We start from the raw sequence: 10,021 nt of genomic DNA on the forward strand, positions 1-10,021 counted from the left end.
GGAGCCGGCATTGCTGCGCCGCACAGAGCGGCCGCGCCGCCTGATTTTCAGGCAGTCCCGGCCTTCAAGACTTTGTGAAAAGGTAACAATGGCCCTTCCGGCTGCGTCGATGGGAGAGCGGCAGACGTCGCTTCATGATCAACCCTCAGCAAGGATGACCACCATGACCTCCTCGACCCGCATCGGCCTCGGCGTCTCCGCCGCTCTCGTCGCCCTTAGCATCGCGCTCGCGCCCGCGGCCTTTGCCCAGGACAAGATGGGCAAAGACGACGCCATGAAGAAAGACACGATGTCCAAGGACGCCATGTCCAAGGACTCCATGTCGAAGCATGACGGCATGAAGAAGAGCGACGGGATGATGAAGAAGGATGATGCGATGAAGAAAGACGACGGCATGAAGAAGAACTGATCGCCGTCTCGTCTTCGCCTCGCCCGGCTTGCGGGGCGCACACCGCGCCGGGTTGCGTAGCCCAGGTGAAGCGCAACGTAACCCGGGACCGCACGCAACGCCTAGATGCGAGAATCCCGGGTTGCGCTACGCTCGACCCGGGTTACCAGCGCGCCGCTTCACTCCGCATGCGGCGGTGAGAGGCGGAAACGCGTCACCTCTTTTTCTTGCCGCGCTCCTTGCGGGCGGCGTAGCGCGCGTCGCGTTTGGCCTTCTGTTCGGCCTCGAGCGAGGCCTGACGCGCGGCTTCCTCTTCCTTCTCGCGCGCGATTCTTGCCGCTTCTGCCGCGGCGGCCTCTTCCTCGAGGCGCTTCTGCTCGGCCCTGGCGGCTTCGCGCGCCAGCCTGGCCTGCTCGCGGCCGGCCGCAATGGCCGCACGCTCGGCGGCGCGCGCCTGCACCGCCGGATCATCGGGCCCGGGGCGGGAACGGAATTTTTCCAGAATGTTCTGCCGGGCCTGCTGCGCCGCCTTCTGGCGGTCGGAAAAGTTCGGTTCCTTGAAGCCGCTCATCGAGAGCCTTGTTATTTCACTGCTGGTTGGAGGAATGACGAAAATCGGGTTTCGCGCAGCACATAAGTGAAGCCACGGCAAAATGCCAGCGTCCAATTGGCATGCCAAACAGGGTTGGCTTGGTGCACGGCAGACGTGATCCGGTGATTGCCGCCAACAATCCGGCAATCTGTCTCGAACGCGCCTAAAATTCTAGCCGAGCTAGCGGTTGTCGCGTTGCCTGGGGGTTCCCAGCAGTCTGGCGACCGTCTGCGCCGTCGCGGCGACGCGATCGGAGGTCCGCTGCGCTTCAAGCTTGTCCCGGGCTTTCTCGCGGATCAGAAGGTCGATCAATTCGAGCCGCTTGCCCTCGTCGACTGCTTCCGCCAGCAATCTCTTGTAGCGATGATACTCGTAGCCGGTTTCTTGTTGGCCCATATCTTGTTGGCCCATGTCTTGTTGGCCCATGTCTTGTTGGCCCATGGCACGCTCCGCACACGCGCTTTCTGAAAGGCGCGCAGTCTTGAGCAGCGCGCGGACGGGTGCAACGGATTTGCGATACTTATGCCCAGGCTTTCGAAATTTTATCCGGCACCTGTTGCAGATGTGATCACATGCGCGCTTGCGAAGCAGCTACTGCAACCATGATCTCTTGCGTGACTGCTGTGGAACCGAGACGACCATGACCGATCCCAAGGAAGGCGGCAGTCGTCGCGGCGCGATCGCCGGCCTTGTGATCGCGGCCGCGATGCTGGCAGCCGGCTTGTGGCTGGCGCGCGAGCTGACTGCGGCGAGCAAGATGCAGGACTGCCTGATGTCGGGGCGGACCAACTGCAACGTGATCCAGCCGGCGCAGTAGGCCGCGGGGCCAGCGCTAAAACGCCGCGGGCAATTGTGATGCCGATCACAGGGGGTGGGGCAGCCCGGCCTTATGCTCCGGGCATACTGAACAGGAACGATTGCATGATTCACCAAATCTATAGTCGCAAGGGATTTGCGCTGCTGGCCATCATCGTCGTGATCGGCTTTGCCGTGGCGCTGTTTTCAGCCGGCGGCCTCTTTCAGGAGACGGTGGCGAGCGCGTCGCTTGGCCCGGGATGGCAGTGCAGCCGCATCGCCTTTGTCATGACGACATGCACCAAAGATGCGAGGCCGGAGCGCGCGCGCGTGCAGGCGGAACAGAGATCTCGCGGCTAATCCGGAGTGTGACCGCGGCAACATGACCGCAGGTACGGCTGCTGTACGCTGGGAAACGCGCGGACGCTCCGCGTTGGCGCGAGGCGGCCTTTCGTGGTCTAATGCCGCGCATTGCACGACTGCCTGGCGTTCGAGACTATTGGAGTTTTCAGATGAAAAAGCTTTCCAGCCTTGCCGCGGCCGCCGCGGCGCTCATGTTGATGTCGTATTCGAGTGACGCACTGGCCCAGACCACCCCGGCGACCGGAACTGACACCACCAATAGTGCGCCGGCAGCGAGCACGGCGCCGCCTGCCGAGACCGCGACGCCCGCCGCCACGACAGCGCCAGCCGCCGCTCAGCCGGACGCCAATTCATCCACCACCGAGAAAGCTGCGCCCAAGAAGAAAAAGACAGCGGCAAAGAAACGGACGCGGCAGCAGGAGATCGAGCACTCGATCGACACCGGGACCGTGCCGGCCCGCTATCGCAGCTCGGTGCCGAAGCAGTACCAGCAATACATCCCGTTCGCCAAGCAGTGACCCGTGCCTCACGGGGCGGCCGACCATAATCGGCCGTTCATGGCCGTGGTCGTACGGACTTGCCCGTTATTGTTTCCTGCCGTCCAACTGCACTGCGTGGGGCATCCGACCTCGTGATTGATTGCCACGCATTCATTCTTCGCTCGATTGGTCATTTCCAATGTCGCATCACCTGCTGAAGGCCATCGACGCCATCTACCAATGCGCAGCGGAACCATCGCACTGGCCGGCGGCGCTGCAGATCATTGCCGATTGCTTCGACGATGTCGGCGCTATCCTGCTCTATGGCCGGGATGACGGAAGTTTTGGCGCCATCCAGTCCGCTTCGCTCGATGCGATCGCCGAAGAATACATGCGCGAGTGGACGTTTCGAGATATCCGCGCCATCCGCGCGCGCGAGCGCGGCTATTTCTTCAATCGCGACGTCGTGACGGACCGTGACGTCGTCTCCGAAGAGGACGTCGCGACCGACCCCTTCTATTCCGTGCTGCTTCGGAAGCACGGCCTGAGGTATTTCGCCGCCGCAACGGTCTCGCCGGATGCGAAGATCGAGGTGGCGATGAGCATCCAGCGCGCGAGCGGCAAGCCGGCCTATAGTGACGCCGAACTCGATCTCGTCGCGCAACTCGGCCGCCACGTCGAGCGGTCGCTCCGTCTCGGTATCCGCCTGATGGACTCGGAACTGAGCAAGCTTGGCCTCGGCGCCGCGCTGGCGAAGTTGGGAACCGGGGTCTTTGTGCTGGATTCGGTCGGCCGCGTGATCTTCTCCAACCCGAAGGCGGAATCGCTGTTGGGCGACGGTCTTGAGATTGTGGAGGAGAAGCTGACCGCGGGAGCGTTGGCGCTGAATTCGCCGGCCTCTGCGGCGATGAAGCGCCTCGCGGCGTATCGTGCCGAGGATCTCCTGGCCGGCGAAAAGCCGATCATCGTGCACCGGCGGACGTCGGGCCGGCCGCTTGCGCTCTATGTCCTGCCGGTCTCGATGGCAGCCAACAGCATCAACGAGTTCTTGACCCAGGCCAGGCTGCTCATCCTGGTCGTCGACCCCGACAATAACAGCCCACCCGATCCGTCGCTGATCCGCGATGTGCTCGGCCTGACCCTGGGCGAGGCGAGGGTGACGGCGCTGGTCGGAACCGGCCAGTCGCCGCGCGACGCCGCCGACAAGCTCGGCATCACCGAGGAGAGCGCCCGGACCATCCTCAAGCGCGTGTTCTCGAAAGTGGGCGTGTCCCGGCAGGGCGAACTCGCGGCACTGCTGGCGCGGCTCGTGCTCAGATAGTTCGGTTGCCCGGTGCCAACGCAAGGCGTGGCAGATCGGCCATATCGTCCTCGAATTCCAGAGAAATCAGCCGACAGTTCCCATTTGGGAATGTCGCCGCACCCTGCAACCGGTGAAGAGATCAGGCCGAGTGACCGTCGGGAAAGCGAGCGGTATCCAATGCCTCGCTCTCCGACGATCGCAACCAGACCGGCTTTGACGCGCCCGGGTTTTGCTCGGGGCGTGGTTGGCGGGGCCAAACCACGCGGCGGCATTGATCTTCGCCGCTCGCGTCAGCTCCGCCCCGAGTTGAAGTCTTTGCTCCAAGTGGCCGGGACAACAACGAATTTCACCGGCAGGACATTCCGGCTTCCATCTCGCCCCAGAAGCCGCACTGCGTGGCCGGCCTTGCGTGCAGTTCGTTTCGGAGAACGAGCAGGCTCGCCCCCACCAGAAGGGCGGCCGAGAGCGTGACAATCAGTTTTCGCATCGAGTTCCAGTGAATCATGGACGGGAATCTGCCAGCGGCCTTAAGGCATGCCGGCGGCACCAGCAAGGCGCCATGCGCAAACCTGCCCGTCTTCTCGGGCCGCACATGAGCGTGGCGTTTCCGCCTTTCCTCCTAACGGAGGCGCTCTGGAGCAGGCTGTCGACTACGCGGCGGTCGGGGCGAGTTGGCCCAAACGTTCCTTCAGCGCCCGGATGGTCGACTTCAAATTGTCCCGGCGCGTCGAAAGTGTTCGGGCCAGCAGCGGATACCGAGGATCCGCAGCGTCGCAGATTCCTCCGGCGGCTTCCTCGGTCGCGATATCGCAATCCAGGATCCGGACGGACCTTTGCAGATCCTCGAGCAACGTCTGGATGACGAGGACGTCACGTATCACGGTGATGCTGGAATTCCCAATCTGAGACGCGGCACCCATCGACATTGCTCCCGCTTGATCCAACTCGGCGCAGCCCCGTCGGGGACTGCAGTGTCGGACAGCGATTAGCAAGACCTTTGCCAAATTCGGAAACTGCGGATTAACCATGCCGGCGCCAGTGGCAGCGAGCCGGACCTTCCGCTGCGGAGCCTTGCGGCGAGGATAGCCGACCGGGCACGCCACTCACCAAACGGCCCCAGGTGCGCTGGGGCCGCCAACCTTGGAGGTTTTCCTCCGGCCGGTGGGGGTAGGGGGCGTTCGACCGGAGGCCTGGATTCGACGCAGGCCGAGCGGCTTGGTTCCTCGGCGTTGGCAGCGCCGGTTCTGTCGGTCCCCAAACGCACAAGAGGCCGGGCTTGGCCGGGCTCTCGCTTGGTATCTTGAGAGGATCAGTACTTTGCGACCACCGGCGTAGTGCCCCAGCCGAATCGATATTCGATGCCTGCCTTGATGGTGTGAATGTCGGCGCCGAAGGCGGCCAACGCCGGCTCAGCCGGCATCTGCTCTGTCCGGCAACTCCGGACTACATGCTCAATCATCGCGACGAGACTTTCGAAAGCGCGACATGCTTTCGCGCCAATCCACGCAGCGATGCGTGGGCAAGCGGATTGCTCGAGCAGGTGATCCCACTTGTGCACACCCGTGCTCACCCCCGGGGCATCCGCAGTCTTACGGTAAAAATCGTCATTCCCTCGTTACCCGTTTCGGCTTTTAATCGCGGTATCGGATCACCTAATAATATTTTCGAATTGCCCGGCAGACGCACTGCCGGGCTTTTCGTTGTTAAGCCGGTGTTGTTCTCAATCGGCGGCGGAGCGCTGGGGCGTTGCGAGGCAGGCTGTGCAAAAACTCGCAGTAATTCGCGGTGATATCCGGGCCGCCCCGTTGCGGCGCTGATCGCGCGCTCGAAGCCGGGCCGACAAGATCAAGGCCGCCGACGAATTCATCGACGACACGAACCAGAGCATCCGGGGCAATGTAGTCATCGATGCAAGGTGGCAATAAGGCGACCTGTCCTCTGTCCATGCCTTCAATGAAGCTCATATCCCTCAGTCCTGACTTGTCGCTTCCTTGCGCTCCGAGTCCGTGCTTCCCCGCTGCGCCGCCCAGGTGAGCAGCGCATCCAAAGCCGGGCACAGGGCCTGTCCCCAGTCCGTAAGGCAGTATTCGACCTTCGGGGGCACCTGATGGTGGACGATGCGGTGCACGATCCCGTCCTTTTCCATCTGCCGAAGTTGCTGGATCAGCATTTTTTGAGAGATTCCCGGGATCGCGCGTTCGAGATCGGAGAAGCGCAGAACATGCCCGCCAAAGAGATGAAACAGGATCACCAGCTTCCAGCGTCCCTCGAGGAGCTTGAGTGCGTTCTCGACGCCCTCGGCCGCTGTTTCTCTTGTATATTGGTGCAACATACTTTTTGGTGCGTACCTTACTTTTTCGTGTGTTCTTGCATTTTTTGAAAGTTTAGCCATTTCCGGAACCCAGACAAGCTCAACCCGGAGAATGGTCATGCCCCTCGCATTGCCCGCGCCCATAGCCAATTACTTTGCCGCGGATGCGAGGGATGGCACGGCAGTCGCCAAATGCTTCACGGCCGATGCCGTGGTCATCGACGAGAAGAAGACGTACACGGGGCGCGATGCGATCGCGGCGTGGAAATCCGAGGCATCCGGAAAGTACGATTATATCGCCGAACCCATAGCCATTGACGATCAGGGGGACAAAGTCATCGTCACCGCACATCTGACCGGGAATTTTCCGGGAAGCCCGGTGGACCTTCGCTATGCTTTCACGCTCTCCGGTAATGCGATCGCCCGGCTGGAGATCGTCCCATGAGCTTCGATCTTGGCCTTGATGGAAAACGTGCCCTCGTGACGGGCGGCACCAAGGGGGCGGGCGCAGCGGTTGTTCAAGCATTGGCGGCCGCAGGCGCGCGCGTCGCGGCAACGGCCAGGACCGTACCCAAGAATGGAACAGGGAATATCCATTACGTCGCGGCCGACCTGTTGACCGCACAGGGTTGCGCCAAGGTCGCCGAAGAAGTGCTTCAGACCTTCGGCGGCATCGACATCGTCGTCAATGTGCTTGGAGGATCAAGCGCGCCGGCGGGCGGCTTTTCGGCATTAACCGATCAGGAATGGCAGAAGGAAATCGATCACAATCTCATGCCTGCCGTCCGGCTCGATCGGGCGCTGCTTCCGTCGATGATCGGGCAGGGATCAGGCGTCATTATCCATGTGACGTCGATCCAGCACGAACTGCCTTTGCCGGAATCGACGACGGCCTACGCAGCAGCGAAAGCGGCGCTGTCGACCTACAGCAAGAGCCTGTCAAAGGAAGTGACCCCCAAGGGCATCAGAGTTGTTCGCGTGTCGCCGGGCTGGATCGAGACAGACGCCGCCGTGGCGCTCGCGGAACGGCTCGCGAGGGAGGCCGGCACCGATTATGAGGGCGGCAAGAAGATCATCATGAATTCTCTCGGCGGAATTCCGCTCGGTCGACCGGCGAAGCCCGGCGAGGTCGCCGATCTGATAACATTCCTGGCATCCTCGCGCGCCGCAGCCATAACCGGCACCGAATATGTCATTGATGGAGGGACCGTTCCCACCGCTTGAGGCTTCAGAGGGCGGGGGCGGCGTCTCCTCCACGAATTTTAGCACAGCCTGGAGGCAGACCACTCGACGCAAACGCCGGCGAAAGCGCCCAGCCGGATTTGAACCGAAATCGCGATCGGGCGCATCCCAACCGAGCGCAAAACGCGCCATGCTGCGCGAGAAGCTTGAAACTGCATCTTTTCGGCTGCGGCTGTAATGCTTGCGGCTATCCCACGTCTGCTCTTGGGCCTGACGACCTCCGGTGAAGTCTGCTATTGCGCCGCTATGAGGGACACAGCGGACTTCTCGACGGGGGACCAGGCGCCTCGTTTCTCGCGGTCGTTCAGCAGCGCAAGCTCCGTCCGGCACTCGGTGGCGAATGCCTGAAGCCGCTCCATCGTCAGCTTGTCGAATGCGTTGCTTGCTAGCCGCTCGGCGCGCGCAATCTGTTCCTTGAGGTACTGGATTCTGTTCATCACTCAACCTCCGTCGAAATAATTTTAAGTAAGTTGCTTGGTTTCCAATGTCCGTATGTTACGGCTAACGAGCGCTTAACTCTGTGGGCCAAATCACGGAGCCAGGCCAAGCCAGGGCCAAGTCACGTCGTGGCGTGAACGAAGGGGTGCCGGTCCTGATCCTCTGCTCATCGTCCGTCGGTATCGGCCCGCCGTGCGCGACTGCGGCACAGTGCATCCGGCAGACTGCTCCGGGTATCGGCATGTCCGTCCGGGAACCGCGGACACGGAGCTACGTTTCGCTCCCTATCAACATAGGGAGATCGTCATGCGCTCGGTTGTCCTGGTTCTGGTTATTTTGCTGACTGAGACTTCGCTAGCTTTTGCGCAGGGCCACATGGGCACCCCAAAAGAGCAACAGGCTTGCCGGCGAGATGCGCAGCGCTTTTGCCGAAAGCAATTGGACAATGACTTTGCAGTACAACAGTGCTTGCAGCAGAACAGAACCAGGCTGAGCAAGAGTTGCCAGAAAGTATTTGCCAGCCACGGGATGTGAGATCTTCCTGCTCGCGTTGTCGCGCGGCGATGGGCACACCATCCCGGGACGTCAGATCATGATGCCGACATACGCGCTCAGAGAAGCGAGTCGGATAAGCTCGCCGAAAGCGCCGGTGCGAGGATCATGTTCGGAACGGCCACTGGCTCACCTTCTGATCCGGTGAGCCAAAATCAACTGCAACCCTCTGAGAAGACTGGAGAGGTAAATGAGATGGCGATCCCGGCAGGATTCGAACCTGCAACCCGCGGAGTAGAAATCCGCTACTCTATCCAGTTGAGCTACGGGACCGTCGTGGTGCGGTGCCAGCAATCGAGCCGTTCAATAATCCAAGGATCGGCCGTCGCCAACATGGCAGAGTCCAAAATAACAGTAAAAACATAAGGCTGGTATACCGGCGGGGTGGCCGGCCGCCTTCGAAACCGGCAGGTCGGCTTTCCAGGCCCTGGCATACGACCCGCCTGGGGCAAACCAACAACGCCAGCCGAATCACAGGGTCGACAATCTTGCTGAATAGCGTCCGGGCATCAAGGCCAGGGCCCGCCGCAGTCCTTGGCATCATTGTGAAACCTGAGTGCGCGTGACACCGGCTGCATCGGTTGCCGGCGTGGCCGCAGGGCTCGCAAACTCCCTTTCCTTTTGGGCCGGTCCGTAGGCGAGGGCGCGACCGTTGTTCGCACCCGGGCTGAATTGTTTCCAGATGTTTCTGACGGTAGTGAGGTGTGCACTGCCAAAATAGAGCCTGGGACCGGGGGCGTCGATGACCTTGATGCAGAGACTGAGACGCAAATTGTTTCCGCCCCGCGAGGTCATCGAGGGCTATGAGAGCCAGGAACTGGTCGAGACGATCTTCCACAAGACCATCGCCTATGATCCGCCCGGCAATTGGCCGCTGGTGGTCGGGATCAATTCGGTGCTCGACTTCGGAGGCGGCGCCGGCTTGCATTACAAGCTGGCGCGAAAGCAGTCGCCCGATATCCGCTGGGCGGTGGTGGAAACGCCGGCGATGGCGCGCCGTGCCCGCGAGTTGGCGACAAATCGGCTGATGTTCTTCAGCGATATCCACGAGGCCGCTGACTGGCTCGGAGAGATCGAGCTGATGCACTCGAACGGCGCCATCCAATACGTCCCGGATGCGATTGACACCATCCGCACCCTCTGCGCTGCGCGGCCGGCCGCAATGGTATGGTATCGCGTGCCGATCAGCGAGGGCAGGGCCGAGGCGGAAGTGCAGACGTCGTTCCTCAGCGACAACGGTCCGGGAGCGCTGCCGGGCTCGAAGGACAAGCTCGTCAAGTACGCGAGGAACTGGATTCCGGCACGAACATTCCTCGCTGCGCATGAGGGCTATCGCGTTGTCGAGCGCAGCTCTGATCCGCGCGAGCACGGCACCCAGCAGTTCCGCTTCGTTCGGCACTGAGACAGGGCGGCCGTCCACAACCCGACCTGAAGATCCGATTTTTCGGCGAGCTGGTCCGAACCCTTTTCGGCGATCGGACGACAAAGGCGTGCGGGTGGCGCGCGGATTGCGGTCCACGGTCTCCGCCTGCCGTGCCGGCGCGCCACCGCGCGGGCT

The 10,021-nt window shown here is 61.8% G+C and carries 15 protein-coding genes and 1 tRNA gene; 9 read left to right on the top strand and 7 right to left on the bottom strand.

Annotated elements, in window-relative coordinates; translation table 11 throughout:
• Nucleotides 1-163: 163 nt before the first annotated feature.
• The gene (locus tag I6F35_RS11995; RefSeq protein WP_225118030.1) at nt 164-409 is read left to right on the top strand and encodes a pentapeptide MXKDX repeat protein; all 246 of its coding nucleotides are present in this window, start codon (nt 164-166) and stop codon (nt 407-409) included.
• A gap of 193 nt (nt 410-602) precedes the next feature.
• On the opposite strand, the gene I6F35_RS12000 is transcribed toward I6F35_RS11995, so the two are convergent.
• Together I6F35_RS12000 and I6F35_RS12005 are read right to left on the bottom strand one after the other, a co-directional pair.
• The gene (locus I6F35_RS12000) at nt 603-959 is read right to left on the bottom strand and encodes a DUF6481 family protein (RefSeq protein ID WP_225117877.1); all 357 of its coding nucleotides are present in this window, start codon (nt 957-959) and stop codon (nt 603-605) included.
• Between the two features lie 201 nt (nt 960-1,160).
• Nucleotides 1,161-1,376 (bottom strand): hypothetical protein, encoded by a 216-nt coding sequence (locus tag I6F35_RS12005; RefSeq protein WP_225118031.1) that lies wholly within the window; start codon nt 1,374-1,376, stop codon nt 1,161-1,163.
• A gap of 244 nt (nt 1,377-1,620) precedes the next feature.
• Between I6F35_RS12005 and I6F35_RS12010 the strand changes: the two genes are divergently transcribed.
• From I6F35_RS12010 to I6F35_RS12025, 4 genes are all read left to right on the top strand, one after another.
• On the top strand, nt 1,621-1,797 hold the full coding sequence (locus tag I6F35_RS12010) for a hypothetical protein (RefSeq protein ID WP_225117878.1): 177 nt from the start codon (nt 1,621-1,623) through the stop codon (nt 1,795-1,797).
• Nucleotides 1,798-1,901: 104 nt separating this feature from the next.
• A complete protein-coding gene (locus I6F35_RS12015; protein WP_225117879.1) occupies nt 1,902-2,135 on the top strand; it encodes a hypothetical protein in 234 nt (77 codons plus the stop codon).
• A gap of 152 nt (nt 2,136-2,287) precedes the next feature.
• Entirely contained in the window at nt 2,288-2,656 is a 369-nt protein-coding gene (locus I6F35_RS12020; RefSeq protein WP_225117880.1) for a hypothetical protein, read from the top strand.
• A gap of 160 nt (nt 2,657-2,816) precedes the next feature.
• Nucleotides 2,817-3,938 carry a helix-turn-helix transcriptional regulator gene (locus tag I6F35_RS12025; protein WP_225117881.1) on the top strand — a complete coding sequence of 374 codons (1,122 nt, stop codon included), beginning with the start codon at nt 2,817-2,819 and terminating at the stop codon, nt 3,936-3,938.
• 632 nt (nt 3,939-4,570) lie between these two features.
• Here I6F35_RS12025 and I6F35_RS12030 read toward each other — a convergent pair.
• From I6F35_RS12030 to I6F35_RS12040, 3 genes are all read right to left on the bottom strand, one after another.
• Complete coding sequence (locus I6F35_RS12030) at nt 4,571-4,840, bottom strand: hypothetical protein (RefSeq protein WP_225117882.1); 270 nt, start codon at nt 4,838-4,840, stop codon at nt 4,571-4,573.
• Between the two features lie 783 nt (nt 4,841-5,623).
• A complete protein-coding gene (locus I6F35_RS12035; RefSeq protein ID WP_225117883.1) occupies nt 5,624-5,884 on the bottom strand; it encodes a hypothetical protein in 261 nt (86 codons plus the stop codon).
• Between the two features lie 5 nt (nt 5,885-5,889).
• Nucleotides 5,890-6,252: a winged helix-turn-helix transcriptional regulator gene (locus I6F35_RS12040; RefSeq protein WP_225118032.1), complete on the bottom strand. Its 363-nt coding sequence runs from the start codon at nt 6,250-6,252 to the stop codon at nt 5,890-5,892.
• Between the two features lie 97 nt (nt 6,253-6,349).
• On the opposite strand from I6F35_RS12040, the gene I6F35_RS12045 reads away from it, so the two are divergent.
• Both I6F35_RS12045 and I6F35_RS12050 read left to right on the top strand, forming a co-directional pair.
• Nucleotides 6,350-6,676, top strand: coding sequence for a nuclear transport factor 2 family protein (locus I6F35_RS12045; protein WP_225117884.1), 327 nt, complete (start codon nt 6,350-6,352; stop codon nt 6,674-6,676).
• Complete coding sequence (locus I6F35_RS12050) at nt 6,673-7,455, top strand: SDR family oxidoreductase (protein WP_225117885.1); 783 nt, start codon at nt 6,673-6,675, stop codon at nt 7,453-7,455. Before I6F35_RS12045 ends, I6F35_RS12050 begins: the two co-directional genes overlap by 4 nt.
• Before the next feature lie 251 nt (nt 7,456-7,706).
• Here the strand turns inward: I6F35_RS12050 and I6F35_RS12055 are convergent, their stop codons facing one another.
• Nucleotides 7,707-7,910 carry a hypothetical protein gene (locus I6F35_RS12055; RefSeq protein WP_225117886.1) on the bottom strand — a complete coding sequence of 68 codons (204 nt, stop codon included), beginning with the start codon at nt 7,908-7,910 and terminating at the stop codon, nt 7,707-7,709.
• A gap of 307 nt (nt 7,911-8,217) precedes the next feature.
• On the opposite strand from I6F35_RS12055, the gene I6F35_RS12060 reads away from it, so the two are divergent.
• Nucleotides 8,218-8,445, top strand: a complete 228-nt coding sequence (locus tag I6F35_RS12060) for a hypothetical protein (protein WP_225117887.1) — start codon at nt 8,218-8,220, stop codon at nt 8,443-8,445.
• 214 nt (nt 8,446-8,659) lie between these two features.
• Here the strand turns inward: I6F35_RS12060 and I6F35_RS12065 are convergent.
• Nucleotides 8,660-8,736: transfer RNA gene (locus tag I6F35_RS12065), tRNA-Arg, on the bottom strand.
• A gap of 478 nt (nt 8,737-9,214) precedes the next feature.
• Between I6F35_RS12065 and I6F35_RS12070 the strand changes: the two genes are divergently transcribed.
• The gene (locus I6F35_RS12070; RefSeq protein ID WP_225117888.1) at nt 9,215-9,865 is read left to right on the top strand and encodes a hypothetical protein; all 651 of its coding nucleotides are present in this window, start codon (nt 9,215-9,217) and stop codon (nt 9,863-9,865) included.
• The last annotated feature ends 156 nt before the right edge of the window (nt 9,866-10,021 follow it).

The organism is Bradyrhizobium sp. BRP22 (assembly GCF_020194175.1).
Classification (GTDB): domain Bacteria; phylum Pseudomonadota; class Alphaproteobacteria; order Rhizobiales; family Xanthobacteraceae; genus Bradyrhizobium.

Bases quoted from the DNA above. Each gene is read 5' to 3' on its own strand.
- I6F35_RS12010 (WP_225117878.1), top strand. From the start codon at position 1,621: ATGACCGATCCCAAGGAAGGCGGCAGTCGTCGCGGCGCGATCGCCGGC.
- I6F35_RS12000 (WP_225117877.1), bottom strand. From the start codon at position 959: ATGAGCGGCTTCAAGGAACCGAACTTTTCCGACCGCCAGAAGGCGGCG.
- I6F35_RS12055 (WP_225117886.1), bottom strand. From the start codon at position 7,910: ATGAACAGAATCCAGTACCTCAAGGAACAGATTGCGCGCGCCGAGCGG.
- I6F35_RS11995 (WP_225118030.1), top strand. From the start codon at position 164: ATGACCTCCTCGACCCGCATCGGCCTCGGCGTCTCCGCCGCTCTCGTC.
- I6F35_RS12005 (WP_225118031.1), bottom strand. From the start codon at position 1,376: ATGGGCCAACAAGAAACCGGCTACGAGTATCATCGCTACAAGAGATTG.
- I6F35_RS12070 (WP_225117888.1), top strand. From the start codon at position 9,215: ATGCAGAGACTGAGACGCAAATTGTTTCCGCCCCGCGAGGTCATCGAG.
- I6F35_RS12030 (WP_225117882.1), bottom strand. From the start codon at position 4,840: ATGGGTGCCGCGTCTCAGATTGGGAATTCCAGCATCACCGTGATACGT.
- I6F35_RS12040 (WP_225118032.1), bottom strand. From the start codon at position 6,252: ATGTTGCACCAATATACAAGAGAAACAGCGGCCGAGGGCGTCGAGAAC.
- I6F35_RS12025 (WP_225117881.1), top strand. From the start codon at position 2,817: ATGTCGCATCACCTGCTGAAGGCCATCGACGCCATCTACCAATGCGCA.
- I6F35_RS12045 (WP_225117884.1), top strand. From the start codon at position 6,350: ATGCCCCTCGCATTGCCCGCGCCCATAGCCAATTACTTTGCCGCGGAT.
- I6F35_RS12050 (WP_225117885.1), top strand. From the start codon at position 6,673: ATGAGCTTCGATCTTGGCCTTGATGGAAAACGTGCCCTCGTGACGGGC.
- I6F35_RS12060 (WP_225117887.1), top strand. From the start codon at position 8,218: ATGCGCTCGGTTGTCCTGGTTCTGGTTATTTTGCTGACTGAGACTTCG.
- I6F35_RS12020 (WP_225117880.1), top strand. From the start codon at position 2,288: ATGAAAAAGCTTTCCAGCCTTGCCGCGGCCGCCGCGGCGCTCATGTTG.
- I6F35_RS12015 (WP_225117879.1), top strand. From the start codon at position 1,902: ATGATTCACCAAATCTATAGTCGCAAGGGATTTGCGCTGCTGGCCATC.
- I6F35_RS12035 (WP_225117883.1), bottom strand. From the start codon at position 5,884: ATGAGCTTCATTGAAGGCATGGACAGAGGACAGGTCGCCTTATTGCCA.